Origin of the sequence: Mycobacterium sp. E2238, from assembly GCF_001672665.1 — a bacterium.
Lineage (GTDB): Bacteria > Actinomycetota > Actinomycetes > Mycobacteriales > Mycobacteriaceae > Mycobacterium.
In genome coordinates this window covers 1-17,825 of the sequence record NZ_LZKF01000167.1, presented here as the reverse complement: position 1 = coordinate 17,825, position 17,825 = coordinate 1, and the positions used below count along the sequence as shown (strand labels likewise).

Genomic DNA, 17,825 nt, shown 5'->3' with positions numbered 1-17,825 from the left:
GGTCGCTCCGCCGGGCCTCGGGTCCGGCTCGGGGATGGGGGCCGGGGCCGGCTCGAGCGCCAAAAGGAAAGCGCCGGAACCCGATAGCGCCGCCGCCGCGGCGGCCGCCGCGGCGCGGGGACAGGCCAGGGCGCGCCGGCGTAGACGGGCGGCCCAGCGCGACTACGGGGACGAGTTCGCGGACATGAACGTCGACGTCGACCCGGATTGGGGCACCCCCTCGGTCGCATCGGACCGCGGCGCCGGGACGCTCGGCTTTGCCGGGACGGCGCACCGGGCGGCGAGCGGCGAGGCGGCGGGTTTGGCCACGCTTGCCGGTGACGAGTTCGGTGGCGGCCCAACGGTTCCCATGGTTCCCGGCACCTGGGAAGCCGATGCTCGCGGCGACACGCGGTAGGGCGGTGCGCCGAAATGCCCAACCGGTCGGGTTGCCGCCCTTCGCATCTCAGACCTTCGTCCCCTTCGGGGCGCTGACTTCGTAGCCGCCCGTGTCGTCGGTGAAGGTGACCAGGAACTGGTGTTTGAGATGGTCGATGGTGGCCTGGCAGGTGAAGGAGCCACCCTTGGTGACGGTCGGATTTTGTCCGTCGTTGCAGGTGACGTCGCTGACGTTTTTGGCCCCGTAACCCGCTGGGTCGGACAAGACGTGCGCGACGCCGGCCTGCACGGCGGTGACGTCGAGCTGTTTGGTGACGAAAAAGCCCGGAGCCCAGAACCCCGCGACGAGCACGGCCACCGCGCCGACCATGATCGCTGAGCCCAGGTAGAGCGACCGACGTCCGCCGCGTGGAGCGGGCGTCGCCGGCGGCCAGAAGCCCCCACCAGCGGGCCGTTGGTGATGCGGGTAGGGGAATGGCCCGTGCGGGGTCCTTATGGGAATGGGGTGTGGGCGGGGCAGAGGCACGGTGGGCGGATCGACGAAGCGCCCAGGGGGGACGGGCGGCATGCCGGCGGGTCGCTGGGGGCATTGCCGTGGCGCCGGGGGCGGCTGTCGCTGCATCGGATACCTCATCTCCCAAAGCTTGGTGTGGCGTCGGCTGATGCTTGAACTTTAACCGAAGCAGTAGCGGATCGCAACGGTTATAAACGGTGCGCCAGTGACCGAACGCATCTTGGTCGCCACCGGCACAGGCGAGCCGGCGGCGAGGTCGGCCATCCATCGCCGCTGGAACCGGACCCGCTGAGCTGCGCGGAATTGCTGTAAGAAGGCCGCATACGAGACGGGCCGCGGCATTTCTTCCAGCCGAGTGCACACAAAGCAGATGTAGCATCATCAGCAATGCATTGGGTCCTACCGCAGCGGTGAGCCACACGGGAGCGAGGAGCGACAATTGACGTCCGGCCAACCGACGACCGCGCTGACCGTGCGAGTCGGGCATGCGACGCACACGCTGTACCCCGGGGCCGGCGTCGCCGTCATCGGTAGGGACGCCGGGGCCGCGGTTCAGGTAGACGACGAGAGGGTCGCGGGGTGGCACGTCCGGCTCGAACCGCACGGCAACGACTGGCAGGCCTTCGACACCAGTGGCAATGGGATGTTCGTCGACGGAATCCGCCGCAATTCGGTGTTGATCACCGGCGTCACCACCATCTGTCTGGGGGCGCCTGACGGGGCAGCTGTGACCCTGATCCCGCAGCGCCCGTCGGAAGTGACGCGCGAGGAGCCGACCCAGGTGGTGCGCCCGTTCGAAGCCGAGGACGAACAGTGGTGGGACGGCCAAAGCGACCCCGGCGTTGTACGCGCCGGCAGCGCGGTCGCCGAGCGCCGCCAGCAGCTGGGCATCTCCCAGCGCAGCTTGGACCGCGACGGAATCATCAACGCGGGCGCTCTCATCAACTTCGAGAAGGGCCGCAGCTGGCCGCGTCGCTCGACGCTGGAGCGGCTGGAGAAGGTGCTGGAATGGCCGACGGGCCACATCACGCGCATCCGGCGCGGGGCGGTTCCGGTGCCCAGCGGCGGCGCCGGCGGAGCCGGGGCACCCGTGGGGGCTCGCCGCGACGAGGCCACCGAGGTATTGGCCGACTCGATTCAGGCGCCGCTGATGGCCGAGACGGTGGAACTGGCCATGCACACCCTCATCACCGCCGTCTCAGGATTGCCCGAGCCGACCGATCCCGATTTCACCCCCAGGGCCACCAATATCCTGGCCGATCTGCGCAAGCTCGAGAGGCTGGCATCGAGCGCTGCCCGCAACGCCAAAGGCAGCCCAGCGGTCATCCTGGCGTTGAGCAGTGTGCGGCGCAGCTATAACGACCTGATGATGCGCGCGGCGCGCTCGCCGGCGGCCACCTTGGGCCAGCGGCTCTACGGCGCCCGTCACCGGGCGGAACTGAGCCTGGAAGAGGCGGCTAATGGCGCGGGACTGCCGGCGTCCGTCCTCGAAGATGCCGAATCGGAGCGCATCATCGCCCCCGAGGCCGCCCGGGCCATCGAAAACCTCATCGCGCAGCTCTCGATCGGTTGACGCGCCGCAGTGCGACCGGCGCGCGGATTATCCGCGTGTCGCGGGGGGCGGCGCCGGGGATTGCGTCCAGGGAGCCGGGCGTGCGGCGCCGAAGGCTTGGGCGGCCTCGCGTCGCAAAGTCTTTCGTGCATTGTGGTTTTCGATTAAGGCAAACCAGTTCCAGCCCAAGACGGAGGCCAAACTCCACCAACCGGCGAGCAGATTATGCAATAGAGCGTCGTGCAGTGCCGCTTCGCACTGGGCAAAAGTTCCTGTGACGGTATAGGTCTGGTTGAACATCAGGATGATCGCGCCGGTGTGTTTCCTGATCCGTACCCGGAAGAGCGGTTGGTTGCCGGTGGGGCGCGGGGGTGGGTAGCCGGCGCGCGGCCCCCAGTGCGTCGGCGCGTGTGCGGGTCCGTGGACAGGCCACGCGGCCGGGGGATAGGACTGAGCGTACCCGTAGGGCTGCTGGTAGTGGGGTTGTGGCTGGGGCATGGCTACTCCGTAATAGGTTGGGGAAGTGGGGGTTTCACGAATTCTTGCTAAGGGCGGTCGGGAGGGGCGGATCAGGCCTGTGAGATCGCGGCGCTGGTTTTAGCGACGATGTCGCTTGCTTGGCTGGTGGTGTCGAACCCGCACCACAGGGTGTCGATGACGACGTTGTTGACCAGCCCGATGGCGCGTTGGCAGATCGGACCGCGGCCACTGGGCTGGGTTTGAACAATGGCCAGCGAGGTGTCGGTGGCCTGCAGTTCGCCGAGACCCCAGGTGGTTGGGGCGTGACCGGGCGGAGTGACGGTGATGGACCGGTTGGCGCAGCCAGACCAGCTTGTCTTGGACTTACCGAAGAATTGCTGGGCTGAATCGGCGTCACGGAAGCCGACCAGGACCTGCAGCAGCGCATGCTCGCGCGCTACGGCTGTGGCGTCATCGAGTATCTGCCCTTGCACCGCCGTCCAGTTGCTGCCTTGGTAAGCGGTCGCTTCGGCGGGTGCGTAGGTGTCCAGGCAGCCGGGGTTGGAGACCATCTCGTCGTCGTGCCACATTCGCGTCACCGGCTTACGCACCGTCATGCCGGTGGTGTGCGCGATCGCGTTGACGTCGTCTTCCTTCAACAGCAGATCGGCGAGGTGCTGGGGCAGGATCGCGGGCGGTTGCCAGCGGCCGAGGTCCGGGGCGGCCGCGGGGTGCCCGGTGGTGGTGGCGGTGCATCCGCTCAGCGACAGAGCTGAGGCGACCGCGGCGAGGATTGCCCAGCGCACGGCGGGCGCGAAGCGGGGTCGACGTCGGGCGCTGTCCCGATCGGGGGTGCCGCTTATCGGTCCAGCTTGGTGTTGCTGCGAAACAGCCCTCATGTCGGGGTCCTCCTGCCAGTCGTCCGGTATGACGCAGACGCTAGCAGCGAAACCGCAGCAGCGCAACGGTTAGAAACGTTGCATCAGGTGCAGCGCTGTGTTTCAATTCGGTTCATGCAGCACCACCTCGTCATCCCCGAAGGACTCCCGATGCCCCACCACCCGCACTCGCCGACGAACACGACACACCCTGCACCGCGAAACGCCCCGCCGGTACCGCGCGGCGCCTACGGACCTGCGCGGACGGCGCCGGTCGTGGCCGGGCGCGGGGACGAGGTCACCACCGTCTTGCCCCGCCGGCCCTTCGGGTATGCGGGCGCGCCCGGCGCGCCGCCCGGAATGCCCACCTGGGGTCCAAACCCCGGCTACCGGCCCTCGTCCACCCCGGGGCCCCGACGCGGCCAGCCCACCTGGGCCCGGGTCGCCATCGGGGCCGCAGTCGTGGTCGTCGTGGTGTGTGCGGGTCTGATGATCAACGTCGCCAGCAGCCCCGACGAGAGCTCGACAGTGATGCCCGCGCCCGTCACCTCCGCGCCGCCGATCGACCCGGGCCCGGCACCCCAGGCTCCGACGGTGCCGTTGTCGGCGCTGCCCGGGCTGATGTTGGATGTTGCGACCATCAACAGCATTGAGGGTGCGACAGACATCGCGCCTCAGCCCGACGACAATGGCAAAGACGACTACGCATACAGCGGCGTGAGTACCGACCGCCCCGAATGCAGCGAGATCCACGCTCCGGCAATGGAATCAGAGCTTGACAACAGCGGCTGGATAGGGGTGCGAACGCAGTCCCTGCAGGACCGCGACGGCGCCCGGCACCGCAATCACAGTGCCGCGATTTACTTCGCCACCGCCAAGGCGGCCAACGACTTCGCGGCCAAGCAAGCCCTGGCCTGGCCCAAATGCAATGGCGCCACCCTGCACCTCACGGAACGGGGCTACTCCGGCAGCATCTGGATAGCGGGCACCACCACCAATCATGACGGCATGATCAGCATCACCAACACCCAAGAAGGCGGTGGGGGCTGGCAGTGCCAACGGGCTTTGACCGCACGCAACAACATCGTCATCGACGTGCGCAGCTGCGGTGCGAACCGCACCGATCAAGCGATCACCATCGCCACCAGAATGGCCGAGCGCGTCACCACCCGCTCCGGGTGAGAACGCGAGTGATGCGCCCGGGCAATGATAGGCAAAATCAGTGAACGGATCTGATGCGCTGGTAGTAGCAACTACCATTCTGCTGGTCTGGTCGGGGACGCCACAGGTGGCCGGCAGCGGGCGCCGAAATGAGGGATAGGGGATGGGGGATGGGCACGCGCCGCGCGACCGCTCCCGACGGATCGGCCCGGTTGCTGATCGCCACGGCGGTCGCGGTGATCGCCCTCGGCACCGGCTGCTCGACGGTGGTCACCGGCAGCGCCGTCAAGTCCGGCGGCCCGGCGCCCGCGGCGGCCAACGTGGCGCTGCTCGACCCCGGTAACTACCCGCGTCGACCGCGTCCACCGCTGGGCACCGTTGCCGACGACGCAGCCGGCCGCCGCGTCGAAGCCCAGCGGATGGCAGACATGGTGGCGGGACCCTGGCAGGTCGACGGGACGCTGATCAGTCCACTGAGCGCCGAAATCGCGCCCACCACTGCGCTTCCCGAGCCCGGGCGGCTCTCGGCGCTGGTGCGCGGCGATTCGATCGCCGCGATCGCCGCCGCGCATCGCTTCGTGGCCGGCTTCGTCAGCGGGCGTGTCACCCCGCCGCCTCCACGCGGTCAACCGCCCACTGACAAACCCAAGATCCTGGACAACGGGGTGTTCCGCTTCCCCAGCCCACAGGACGCCACCGACGCCGCCGCGGCCATGGCCGCCGCCGACATGGCCACCGTCCGGCCGGGCGACATCCCGGCCACCCGGTTGTCAATCCCGCACTACCCCAACACAGTTGCCAACGTGGCGCCGCTGTCCGGAGGCTTCGAAGCCGAAGCGTTCACCGCTCACGGCCCGTACGTGTTCTTCCAGTTCGCCGGCTCTAAAGAGAGCGCGGACGCGGTCGCGGACATGATTGCCAAGACCCTGGACCTGCAAGGCCCGCTGGCCGACCACTTCCAAGCCACACCGGTAGACCAGCTGGCCGCCCTGCCCGCCGACCCGACCGGACTGCTGGCCCGCACCGTGCCGGCCACCGATCCCAGCGTCAACCAGGCCGCGGTCTATCCACCGCACGGCGCGCTGCATTTTCGGCCTGATCCCGTGGCGACGCGAGCGATGTACAGCGACGCGGGCATCGGTCACGTCGCCGCCGACCGCACCACCGTCTACGAGGCGGTCGATCCCACCGGCGCCCAGCGGGCTGCCGACGGGCTCGCCCGCATCGACGTGCCCTTCCTGGCCTACCACGCCGCCCCCGGCATCAATGGACTGCCATCGGCGCGTTGCTTCGACCGCGGCCCCGACAGCACGGAGCTGAGCGCAGTGCGCTTTTTATGCATCGCCACTGCCGACCGCTACGCGTTCAAAGCCACTGCCGCGCAAGAGGTCGAGGCGCACCAGATCGTCGCCGCCCAATATCTGATGTTGACAGCGCCATGAGGGGCCGCCTCCGCCTGTGGGCCCTCGCCGCCGCGGTCGCGGCGGCGACGGTGGCTTGCAGTACGACCATTGCGGGGACCGCTGTGAAAGCACCCGGGGCGGACAGTTCCGACGGCGTCGACCTCACCCTGCTCGATGCCGGGAACTTTCCCACCACGCCGCGCCCGCCGCTGGGCGTCGCCGGCGACGCGCTGCGGGGCGGGTGGGCCGAAGGGCGCCGCCTGGCCGGCGCGGTGGTGGGCCCCTGGGAGGTTGACGCCGACCTGATCGACTACGCGCAAATCGATTCCGGCGTGGTCAAAGATACCGACGCGGTCAACGCCCTGCTGGGCAGTCCAATGGGTGAGGGCCTCAACGGCCGCAACCTGGTGGCTGGGTTTTCCGGCTCGCGCCACACCGAAAAAGGCGCCTACAAAAGGCTGCTCAACATCGTATTGGAACTGGGCAGCCCGGCCGATGCGACAGCCGCGGTCGCCGACATGGTCGCCAAAGGCGCAACCTTGACCATGCCCTTCGAAACCAAACCAATTCCCACGCAACCGTTTTCAATCCCGCGTCACCCGGAGACGGCCGCGCTGACCTACCAGTGGACCGCACAATACCCAGCACCCGGCGGTCCACGGTTTTCGGTGACCGCCCTGACCGCCCACGGCCAGTACGTGCTCGCACAAACGGCGACATCGGCCGACAGGGCTGATGTCGCGGCTCAATCGATCGCCACCGCACTGGATTTGCAGCAGCCCTTGATCGACGGCTTCAGGCCGACCCCGCCGGATCAGATAGCACACCTGCCGTTGGATCCCGACGGCCTGATGTCACGCACCGTGCCGCCCCGACAAGAAAACGAGTCGATCAACGACGGCATCTATGACGCGCACGGAGCGCTGCTCTTGGAGGCCGGCGACCCGGTCCACCTACAAGCCTTATTCAAATCCGCCAATGTGCAGCAGGTCGCGTACGTCCTCGAAACCAGGGTCTATCAAACCCCCGACGCCGGGGCGGCGGCGCGCATCGTCGCCGATATGACCGGGCCGCAACAGGTGGGCGGAATCAGCGGTATGCCCAAGGCGAAATGCTTCAACGAAACGCTGGGCTACTGGTGCGTGGCCCGCGCGGATCGCTACGCCTACGAGATGCAAAGCGAGCAAGAGAACGCGCTGCATCAGATGATGGCCGCCCAATATCGCCTGCTGACCGGGAAATGAGCCCCTAATGCCTCTTGCGGTCGGAACCGTTATCGCCGGATACCGCATCGAGGGCGTGCTGGGCTCGGGTGGCATGGGCACGGTCTATCTGGCCCGGCACCCCACGCTGCCCCGCAACGACGCTCTGAAGATCCTGTCCGCCGAGCTGTCTGTGGACCGCCAATTCAGAGTCCGGTTCACCCGCGAGGCTGACCTGGCCGCCACGCTGAACCACCCCAACATCGTGCGGGTGTACAACCGCGGCGAAACCGACGACGGACAGCTGTGGATTGCCATGGAGTACGTCGAAGGTACCGCCGCCAACGATTTGGACCGCGCCAACCTCACCGGAACCCGCATCGTGCGCATCATCACCGACGTCGCCGCCGCACTCGACTACGCCCACTCGCGGAGGGTATTGCACCGGGACATCAAGCCTGGCAACTTCTTGGTCTCCGCGCCGGGCACCGACCACGAACGGGTGTTGTTGGCAGACTTCGGCATTGCCCGCGCCCTCGATGACGCCACAAGTTTGACCGCGACGGGCTCCATGGTCGGCACCGCTGCGTATGCGGCCCCGGAAACCATCGAGGGCCGGCCGGCGGACCACCGCAGCGACATCTATTCGCTGGGATGCGCTCTGTTTCGGCTGCTGACCAGCCGCACGCCCTACGAGGACAACTCCTTGTCGGCGATGTTGGCCGGACACCTGATGCGGCCCGTGCCGCGCCCCAGCGAAATCAATCCCACCCTGACGCCCGCGATCGACGACGTGATCGCCCGCGCGCTGGCCAAGGATCCCGACCAGCGCTTCCAAACCGCTGGCGCGCTGGCCGTCGCCACCGCCGCCGCGCTGACCAACAGTTCCGCGCCGGCTCCGATCGCCGGGCCACCAGCAAGCAACCCGACCAATCCCACCGTGACCTATCCACCGACCGTCCCGCCCACCCCGGCGGCCTTCGGCCCGGTGTGGGACCCGAACTACGCTGCGCACCAGCAATTCTCAAGCGCTCCTCCCTCGCCGCCCCCAGTCGGCCCGCCCGATTCTGTAGGGAAAGCCAAGCGCCGCAAACGCACTCGCCTCGTCGTCGCCGCGACAGTCCTTGTTGCCGTGCTGGTCGCGGCAATCGTGTTGGGAATTAACCTGTTCGGCCGCACCGGCGGTAGCTTGGGTCCTTATCAGCCACAGACCCTCAACACGAAGTTCGGCACCATCAAACTGCAGCACCGGCCGGTGGCTATCGCCGCACTGGGCCCCGGCGATCCAGACGCGGTCCTTTCACTTGGTGTCCAACCCGTCCTGATGAACGCCGCCAACGCGACCGTGCCGACCTGGTTACAACCGTTGATCCACTCATCGCCACCGGTGTTCGCCGCGGCCGATACCGGCGCCATCACCGCGGCGAAACCCGACCTCATCATCGACACCGGCGATATCGACCAGCCCACCTACAACTCCTTGGCGGCCGTCGCACCCACCCTCGCCCAACCTGCCGACAACCCCGAAGGCTGGACCTGGCAGACGCAGCTGAACTGGATCGCCACCGCCCTCGGTCGCACCGAGGCAGCCAAAGACTTGCTCGACAAGACGCAATCCGAGCAGAACACGATCCGTTCCGAGCATCGGGCCTTTTCCGGCAAATCCATCGTCGTGGTCAACTACACCGGCACCGCCACGACCGCCGCCGCGACCCCATCGCCGCCGAGCGGCTACCTGGAAAGCATCGGCTTCACCTACAACACTCAGTACAAGCGCAGCCCAGGTGGCCCGGCACAAGTCCCGTTCGACATCAACGACGTCGCCTATGCCGCTCAACGCAGCGACGTCATGCTCTTGCTGCGCACCGACCCCGCTGCCGGCGGCGGGGGATACGCCGGCCTGCCCGCCAGATACGGCAGTTTCGGCGGCACCCTCGTGATCGTCGACGACCCCGCCACCATCGCCGCGCTCAACGCCGGCGGCCCCGCGGCCACCAGCTACCTCAACACCGCGCTGGTCACCAAGCTCGGCAACCAAATCCGCTGACGATGCAGACCGCGGCCAACGTCCGCGTTCGAACCGCTGGGTGTATGCCCCGTGCCCACCCTCGCCGTCACGGATCCACACGCGGTGATGTGCTGTGAGCTGTGCCCTGTCACCTGTGCGCAATGCGGGGCTGCGGTGTGAGGAGGGAGTCGAACCCTCTGCACTGCCCTCCGTGCGCCAGGAGAGGCCGGACTTGACCCGCCGGCCAGGGCTCGTGCGCGCCTCCGCGACGCCTACCTGCTACACCCGGGTTCATTACTCCAACAGGTCTACCTCCCAGTTCGATCGCTGGATCCGCACGTCGAGCTCACGAAGCTCACGAGCGACCTGATCGGCTTGAGCACGCACATCGGCAACGGTCAAGGCGGACAACATCTTTAGCTCAGAACGCAATTGTCGAGAATAACCCTGCTGGTTGATCCCGGCGGCCGCGTCCGCTGCGCTCTTGAGAACGTGGTGGCGCCAGCGCAGCGCGTCCCGGCGGGCCAACGCATCGGTCAGCGTGCCGTCCGTGCCGATCGTTGTCGCCGCATTCGTGCGATTGATTCGCCGGATCAAGGCTTCGTACTCGACGAGCACGCCCTCGACTTCAGTGAGCAGTGCTGCCGCATCCTCGGCGGGTTCTTCGCCCTCCTGATAGCGGGCATTGCTCACAATGCGTGTGCGCAACTGCTCAATGCGGCGCAACGCATCGGCCCGCAGTGACAACGCCTCGGCCAACTTCACAATGTTCCCTCCGGTGGGTGGCGCAACTGCCTAACCAGGATAGGTCCGGGGGAAGCCTCCCCAGCGGCGATCGTCGACGCTGCCACCAAGCGGCACGGCCGCCCGCCGCCGGGCGCCGGTAATGTCGAATTCATGCGTAGCGAAGGCGATACCTGGGACATCACAACAAGTGTCGGTTCGACGGCGTTATTCGTGGCGACCGCGCGAGCGCTGGAGGCGCAGAAGCCGGATCCGCTGGCCGTCGATCCCTACGCGGAGGTCTTCTGCCGCGCCGTGGGCGGGTGGGCCGCCGACGTCCTGGACGGCAAGCTCCCTGACCACCAGCTGAAGACCCCGGACTGGGGCGCGCACTTCGTCGACTTCCAGGGCGCCCGCACCAAATACTTCGACGAATACTTCCGCCGCGCCGCCGCCGCGGGCGTGCGTCAGGTGGTCATCCTGGCGGCGGGCCTGGACTCGCGGGCCTACCGCCTGGACTGGCCGGCCGGAACGACGATCTTCGAGCTGGACCAGCCGCAGGTCCTCGACTTCAAACGTCAGGTGCTCGCGGACCACGGCGCGCAACCGAAGGCCGAGCGCCGCGAGATCGCGGTGGACCTACGGGATGACTGGGCGCGAGCGCTGCGCGACAGCGGTTTTGATCCCGCCAAGCCGTCGGCATGGATCGCCGAAGGCCTGCTCATCTACCTCCCGGCCGCCGCGGAGGAGCAGCTGTTCACCGGCATCGACGACCTGGCCGCCGCGGGCAGCCACGTCGCCGTCGAGGACGGTGCCCCGCTCGACCAGGACGAGTTCGAGGCCAAACGCGAGGAAGAACGGGCCGCGATGGCCGCCGGCGCGGAGCGGCCCTTCTATCAGCTCGTCTACAACGAGCGGATCGCGCCCGCCACCGAATGGTTCGGCGACCGGGGCTGGAGCGCGGTCGGCACCCCGCTGGCCGACTTCCTTCGGGAAAACGGCCGGCCGGTGCCCGGACCCGACTCGGATGCCGGGTCGATGGTCTCGCGTAACACCCTGATGAGCGCCGTCAAGGGCTGAGCGCCGGGGGACGGGAGCCGCCGGGCTTTCAATGACTTTTCCATGAGTTGAGCGCCCGCCGGAACTTTTGCGCGCCGCTCCCCGACTACTACCGGGCTCATCCGTGCGTCGCCCAACAGCCCGGACGGCGTCGCTCTCAGCCCGGCGAGGAGTCCTGGCATGCCGCTACGCGCATTGATCGACGGCTCGGCTGGTAGCCGAGGATGACCGCGCCGGTCTGGATGGCTTCCCCGCCGGAGGTCCATTCGGCTCAGCTGAGCAGCGGTCCCGGCCCGGCGGGCCTGCTGGCCGCCTCGGCGGCGTGGGGTTCGCTGAGCACGACCTACGCGTCGGCGGCGGACGAGCTGTCCGCGACCCTGGCCGCGACGCAGGCCGGCGCCTGGGAGGGGCCCACCGCCGAGCAGTACGCGGCCGCCCATGCGCCCTACCTGGCCTGGCTGATGCAGGCCAGCACCGACAGCGCGGCGGCCGCCGCCCGGCACGAGATCGCGGCCACGGCCTACACGGCGGCGCTGGCCGCCATGCCGACGCTGCCGGAACTGGCCGCCAACCACACGATCCACGGCGCCTTGGTGGCGACGAACTTCTTCGGCGTCAACACCATTCCGATCGCGGTCAACGAGGCGGACTACGCGCGGATGTGGGTACAGGCGGCCACCACGATGTCCACATACCAAGCGGTCTCGACCGCCGCGGTGGCGTCGGCGCCGCAGACCGGGCCCGCGCCACAGATCGTGCAGGCCACCAACGGCGGCCAAGACAGTGACGACGACGGAATCGTCGACAACGACGGCGGTAACCCATACCAGCTGAGCTGGTGGATCAACCGATTCACCGAGATTTTCCAGACCATCGCAAGAGATTTGGCGGAGTTTCCCACGGACCCGGCCGACGCAATCGAGGATTTGATACAAGACATTTTCGGGCCGGCCGGACTAATCGCCGACGAGTTCACCCACGTGGGCGAGGCCCTTCAGGCGTTCCCACAGCTTGCCGCCGTTCCGTTCATCGTGCCGGGTGGACTTGCGGGGGGGATAGCAGGTTTGAGTCTGATGGCCGGAATCCAACCGGCCCCTGCTCCCGTCGCCGGGCCGGTACCGGTGGCCCCTGCACCTATTGCGCCCGTCGGCAGCGGCGCTCCGGTCGTTGCGAGCGCCGCCCCGGCCACGGCGCCGGCGCCGTCTTCTCCCCCGACGTCGGCGGCGCCATCACCCGCGCCGGCCCCGGCCCCGGCAACCGCAGCTCCCTCGCCGCCACCGGCCACCGGCGGAGAGGGAGCCGCCTTCCCCTACCTGGTCGGCGGGCCGACCGCGGGTTTCGGCTCGGGGGCCACCGCCGGTGCGCAACGCAAGGCGCCGGAGCCCGATGCGGTCGCGGCCGCCGCTGCGGCATCGGCATCGGCGCGGGAAGCCCAGCGGGCTAGGCGGCGGCGCCGGGCGGCGATGAAAGACCGCTACCGCGGCTACGAGTTCGTGGACCTGGAGCCGGATGGCGACGCAGCGGAGGATCCGCTCGACGACGCGTGGTCGTCCGTCGCATCGGAGCGCGGCGCCGGGCCGCTGGGTTTCGCCGGGACGGCGCGCAAGGGCGGCGCCGACGCGACGGGCCTGGCGACGCTGGACGGCGACGGGTTCGGCGGCGGCCCGACACTGCCCATGCTGCCGGGCTCTTGGGAGCCGGATTAGCGGGGCGCCCGCTCCAGGCCGGAACTTTTCAGGGGTGGCGTACGACTACTGGCTTGTCCGGCGACCGGCGCGGCGGGGGACCCCCAAAGATTGATAATGAAAATGATTTTCGATAAGCTCGGCCGCCTAGAAGGCGCTGACAACGGCCTGCCAACCTGCAGCGGCGGCAGATCAACCGTAATTGCGGCCGATTCTGCTGGTGAGCACCCTCATTAGCGGCATCGAACGGGGAGTGGAGTGGTGAGTCGGACGGGCGCTCGTGCCTCGACACTTAGCTTATGCAATGCTAACTTCAGGCGGGTCAAGTTAGGGGAGGCTACACAAATGGAAAGACGTGGCCGTGGAACTCGGTGACACCGGCGTGCTGGCGGCTCAACCCGTCAATTCTCGAGCGGACGTCAGGGTGGACGGCGACGTCGTGAGCCGGTTCGCCACCTGCTGCCGCGCCCTCGGCATCTCCGTGTACCAACGCCAGCGCCCGGCCGACCTCGCAGCCGCGCGTTCCGGCTTCACCGCGCTGACCCGCATCGCCCACGACCAGTGCGACGCCTGGACCGGGCTGGCGGCCGCCGGCGATGTGTCCCTGCGGGTGCTGGAGGCGGTGTCGCAGACTGCGATCACCGCCGGTACGTTGCAGCGCAAGGTGGACCTGACGCCCGGGGCGCTCGGGTTCCGCTACGACACCGGACTGTATCTGCAGTTCCGCGCCGCCACCTCCGACGACTTCCACCTCGCTTACGCGGCGGCCCTGGCCACGGCCGGACGGTTCGCCGAGGCCGACCAGATCGTCACCGGCCTGACCGCGCGGCGCCCCAACTGGCGCGAAGCCCGATGGGTTGCCGTCGTCATCCACTACCGCGCCGAGCGGTGGTCGGACGTGGTCAAGTTGCTGACGCCGGTCGTCAACGACGCCGACCTCGACGAGGCCTTCTCCCACGCGGCCAAGATCGCCCTGGGCACCGCGCTGGCGCGGCTGGGCATGTTCGCGCCGGCGCTGTCGTACCTCGAGGAGCCCGACGGTCCCGTCTCGGTGGCGGCGGTCGACGGGACGCTCGCCAAGGCGCTCGTGCTGCGCGCGCACGTCGACGAGGAGTCGGCGAGCGAAGTGCTGCAGGACCTGTATGCGGCCCACCCGGAAAACGACCAGGTCGAACAGGCCCTGTCCGACACCAGCTTTGGGATCGTGACCACCACCGCGGCCCGGATCGAGGCGCGCACCGACCCCTGGGACCCGGAAACCGAGCCCAGCGCGGAGGACTTCGTCGACCCGGCCGCCCACGAGCGCAAGTCCGTGTTGCTGCACGAGGCCGAGCTCCAGCTCGCCGAATTCATCGGCCTGGACGAGGTCAAGAACCAGGTGTCCCGGCTGAAGAGCTCGGTCGCCATGGAACTCGTGCGCAAGCAGCGTGGGCTAGCCGTCGCGCAGCGCGCCCACCATCTCGTCTTCGCCGGGCCGCCCGGCACCGGTAAGACCACCATCGCGCGTGTCGTCGCCAAGATCTATTGCGGCCTTGGGCTTCTGAAGCGCGAGAACATCCGAGAGGTGCACCGGGCCGACCTGATCGGCCAGCACATCGGTGAGACCGAGGCCAAGACCAACGCGATCATCGACAGCGCGCTGGACGGGGTGCTCTTCCTCGATGAGGCCTACGCGCTGGTGGCCACGGGCGCCAAGAACGACTTCGGGCTGGTGGCCATCGATACCCTGCTGGCGCGGATGGAGAACGACCGCGACCGGCTGGTGGTCATCATCGCCGGATACCGGGCCGACCTGGACAAGTTCCTGGACACCAACGAGGGCTTGCGTTCCCGGTTCACCCGCAACATCGACTTCCCTTCCTACGCACCGTCGGAGCTCGTCGAGATCGCGACCAAGATGGCCGAACAGCGCGACAGCGTCTTCGAACAGGCCGCGCTCGACCACATGGAGGCGTTGTTCACCAGGCTGGCCACCGAGTCGACGCCGGACGCCAACGGAATCTCGCGGCGCAACCTGGACATCGCGGGTAACGGTCGATTCGTCCGCAACATCGTCGAACGCTCCGAGGAAGAACGAGAATTCCGGCTCGACCATTCGGATCACGCCGGGACGGGAGAATTCAGTGACGAGGAGCTGATGACGATAACCGACCGAGACGTCGAGAACTCGGTGGAGCCGTTGTTGCGTGGCCTCGGGCTGTCGGTGCCGGCATGACGAATCCTGAAGCCGACGAACGGCGTTCGTTCGCCTCGCGAACCCCGGTCAACGACAATCCCGACAAGGTCGAGTATCGCCGCGGGTTCGTCACCCGCCACCAGGTCACCGGCTGGCGCTTCGTGATGCGGCGCATCGCTTCCGGCATCGCCCTGCACGACACCAGGATGCTCGTCGACCCGCTGCGCACCCAGTCGCGCGCGGTGCTGATGGGCGTCGTCCTGCTCGCCACCGGCCTGGCGGGCTGCTTCGTGTTCTCGCTGATTCGGCCCAACGGGACCGCGGGGACCAACGCCGTGCTCGCCGATCGATCGACCGCCGCCCTGTACGTGCGGGTGGGCGACCAGCTGCACCCGGTGCTCAACCTGACGTCGGCCCGCCTGATCGTGGGCAAGCCGGTGAATCCCGCGATGGTGAAAAGCACTGAACTGGACCGGTTTCCGCGCGGCAACCTGATCGGCATTCCCGGCGCGCCGGAACGCATGGTGCAAGACACCACGCGCGACGCCAACTGGACGGTGTGCGACGGCATCGGCGGCACGGCGCACGCCGTGCACAGCACCGGTGTCACTGTGATCGCGGGTCGCCCCGACAGCGGCGGCGCGCGGGCGGCCAAACTCGATGCCAAACAGGCGATCCTGGTCGACAGCGGCAACAGCACCTGGCTGCTCTGGGACGGCAGGCGCAGCCAGATCAACCTGGCCGACCACGCGGTCACCAACGCACTTGGCTTGGGCGTGAACAACTCCGACGTGCCCGCGCCTCGGCCCATCGCGCTGGGGCTGTTCAACGCGATCCCCGAGGCGCCGCCCCTGGCGGCACCGAGCATCCCGAACGCGGGTGCGCCGGCCGGCTTCAGCGTGCCCGCGCCGATCGGAGCGGTCGTGGTGTCCTATGCGCTGGACCAGAATTCGTCGGGCGCGGCGCGCTACTACGCGGTGCTGCCGGACGGCCTGCAGCCCATCTCCCCGGTACTCGCGGCGATCCTGCGCAACACCAACTCCTACGGCCTGGACCAACCGCCGCGGCTGGGTGCCGATGCGGTGGCCAAGCTGCCGGTGTCTCGGATGCTGGACACCGCGCGCTACCCCGACCAGCAGGTCAGCCTCGTCGACGCGGCCAAGGATCCCGTCACGTGCGCCTACTGGAGCAAGCCGGCCGGTGCCGCCACCAGCTCGCTGAGCCTGCTGTCCGGCTCCGCGCTGCCGGTGCCCGAATCGATCCGCACCGTCGACCTGGTCGGCGCCTCAGCGGCAACCGCCACCCGCGTCGCCCTGGCGCCCGGCACCGGCTACTTCGCCCAGACCGTCACCGGCGGCGCGGGCGCGCCCGGCACTGGATCGTTGTTCTGGGTGTCCGACACCGGCGTTCGCTACGGCATCGACAACGAGGCGGAGAACTCGGCCGCCGGGCGTGGCAAAACGGTTGAGGCACTTGGGCTGAGCGAGCCGGCGGTGCCCGTCCCATGGTCGGTGCTGTCACTGTTCGCCAGCGGCCCGGCGCTGTCGCGCGCCGACGCGCTGCTGGCGCACGACGGGCTGGCACCAGACAGCAAGCCCGGCCGCGTGGCATCAGCAGAGGGAGCGCCCCGATGAGCCGACTCATCTTCGAAGCCCGCCGCCGGCTGGCGCCCCCGGTCACCCGCAAGGGCACCATCAACATCGAGGCGCCCCCCGAGCTGCCGCGGGTGATCCCGCCGTCGTTCCTGCGCCGGGCGATGCCCTATGTGCTGGTGATCCTGATCGTGGGCATGGTTGTCGCCCTGTTCGCCACCGGGATGCGGCTGATCTCTCCGCAGACGCTGTTCTTCCCGTTCGTGTTGCTGCTCGCGGCCACTGCGATGTATCGCGGCAACGACAACAAGACGCGCACCGAGGAGGTCGACGCGGAACGCGCCGACTACCTGCGCTACCTGTCGGTGGTCCGCGACAACATCCGCACCCACGCCGCCCAGCAGCGGGCGGCGGCCGAGTGGTCGCACCCCGAGCCGAGGGCCTTGGCGAGCGTGCCGGGTTCGCGCCGGCAGTGGGAGCGTGACCCGCACGACCCGGACTTCCTGGTGTTGCGGGCCGGCCGCCACCAGGTACCACTGAGCACCGCGCTGCGGGTGAACGACACCGCGGACGAGATCGACCTGGAACCGGTGTCGCACAGCGCATTACGCAGCCTGCTGGACACCCACCGCATCGTGCGGGACGTGCCGACCGGAATCGACCTGACGAAGGTCTCGCGGATCACGGTCCTGGGTGAGGCGGAGGACGCGCGGGCGGCGATGCGCGCCTGGATCGCCCAGGCGGTGACGTGGCACGACCCGACGGTGCTGGGGGTGGCGCTGGTCGCCCGCGACCTGGAGGGGCCCGACTGGTCGTGGCTGAAATGGCTTCCACACGTTGATGTTCCGGGCGAGCTCGACGGTGTCGGGCCGGCTCGGCTCCTGACGGCCAATCCCGACGAGCTCGTCTTGCTGCTGGGCCCCGCGTTCATCGACCGCCCGGCGTTCACCGGCGCGCCCGCCGACGCGCAGGATCGGCTTCTCCGGATCCGAGTACTGCTCGCGGTGCGGTGGTTTCGTACAGCGATGCACGACG

At 68.5% G+C, this 17,825-nt stretch carries 12 protein-coding genes and 2 pseudogenes; 11 read left to right on the top strand and 3 right to left on the bottom strand.

The window, feature by feature from the left end:
* A pseudogene (locus A5711_RS27260) lies at positions 1–397 on the top strand (hypothetical protein); the annotation flags it as partial.
* A gap of 48 nt (positions 398–445) precedes the next feature.
* Here A5711_RS27260 and A5711_RS27605 read toward each other — a convergent pair.
* A complete protein-coding gene (locus tag A5711_RS27605; RefSeq protein ID WP_067947822.1) occupies positions 446–748 on the bottom strand; it encodes a DUF4333 domain-containing protein in 303 nt (100 codons plus the stop codon).
* Positions 749–1,331: 583 nt separating this feature from the next.
* On the opposite strand from A5711_RS27605, the gene A5711_RS15135 reads away from it, so the two are divergent.
* Entirely contained in the window at positions 1,332–2,465 is a 1,134-nt protein-coding gene (locus tag A5711_RS15135) for a helix-turn-helix domain-containing protein (protein ID WP_082975743.1), read from the top strand.
* A 548-nt stretch (positions 2,466–3,013) separates the two neighbouring features.
* Here the strand turns inward: A5711_RS15135 and A5711_RS15130 are convergent.
* A complete protein-coding gene (locus A5711_RS15130; protein WP_067947820.1) occupies positions 3,014–3,709 on the bottom strand; it encodes a sensor domain-containing protein in 696 nt (231 codons plus the stop codon).
* Between the two features lie 207 nt (positions 3,710–3,916).
* On the opposite strand from A5711_RS15130, the gene A5711_RS15125 reads away from it, so the two are divergent.
* The 4 genes from A5711_RS15125 to A5711_RS15110 all read left to right on the top strand — a co-directional run bounded on the left by A5711_RS15125 (position 3,917) and on the right by A5711_RS15110 (position 9,594).
* Positions 3,917–4,963, top strand: a complete 1,047-nt coding sequence (locus tag A5711_RS15125; RefSeq protein ID WP_082975742.1) for a sensor domain-containing protein — start codon at positions 3,917–3,919, stop codon at positions 4,961–4,963.
* 149 nt (positions 4,964–5,112) lie between these two features.
* Positions 5,113–6,384, top strand: coding sequence for a hypothetical protein (locus A5711_RS15120; protein ID WP_082975741.1), 1,272 nt, complete (start codon positions 5,113–5,115; stop codon positions 6,382–6,384).
* Positions 6,385–6,620: 236 nt separating this feature from the next.
* Entirely contained in the window at positions 6,621–7,589 is a 969-nt protein-coding gene (locus A5711_RS15115) for a hypothetical protein (protein WP_231987479.1), read from the top strand.
* 7 nt (positions 7,590–7,596) lie between these two features.
* Positions 7,597–9,594 (top strand): serine/threonine-protein kinase, encoded by a 1,998-nt coding sequence (locus A5711_RS15110; RefSeq protein WP_067947814.1) that lies wholly within the window; start codon positions 7,597–7,599, stop codon positions 9,592–9,594.
* A 255-nt stretch (positions 9,595–9,849) separates the two neighbouring features.
* Here A5711_RS15110 and A5711_RS15105 read toward each other — a convergent pair whose 3' ends face one another.
* Positions 9,850–10,320, bottom strand: a complete 471-nt coding sequence (locus tag A5711_RS15105) for a DIP1984 family protein (protein WP_067947812.1) — start codon at positions 10,318–10,320, stop codon at positions 9,850–9,852.
* A gap of 132 nt (positions 10,321–10,452) precedes the next feature.
* On the opposite strand from A5711_RS15105, the gene A5711_RS15100 reads away from it, so the two are divergent.
* The 5 genes and pseudogenes from A5711_RS15100 to A5711_RS15080 all read left to right on the top strand — a co-directional run.
* A complete protein-coding gene (locus A5711_RS15100) occupies positions 10,453–11,358 on the top strand; it encodes a class I SAM-dependent methyltransferase (RefSeq protein ID WP_067947810.1) in 906 nt (301 codons plus the stop codon).
* 203 nt (positions 11,359–11,561) lie between these two features.
* Entirely contained in the window at positions 11,562–13,043 is a 1,482-nt protein-coding gene (locus tag A5711_RS15095) for a PPE family protein (protein WP_067947808.1), read from the top strand.
* Positions 13,044–13,383: 340 nt separating this feature from the next.
* A complete protein-coding gene (gene eccA, locus A5711_RS15090; RefSeq protein WP_067947826.1) occupies positions 13,384–15,237 on the top strand; it encodes a type VII secretion AAA-ATPase EccA in 1,854 nt (617 codons plus the stop codon).
* Positions 15,234–16,832, top strand: a complete 1,599-nt coding sequence (gene eccB / locus A5711_RS15085) for a type VII secretion protein EccB (protein WP_067947806.1) — start codon at positions 15,234–15,236, stop codon at positions 16,830–16,832. The genes eccA and eccB overlap by 4 nt, the downstream gene beginning before the upstream one ends.
* Positions 16,829–17,825 (top strand): annotated as a pseudogene (locus A5711_RS15080) (type VII secretion protein EccC); the annotation flags it as partial. The gene eccB and the pseudogene A5711_RS15080, both read left to right, overlap by 4 nt.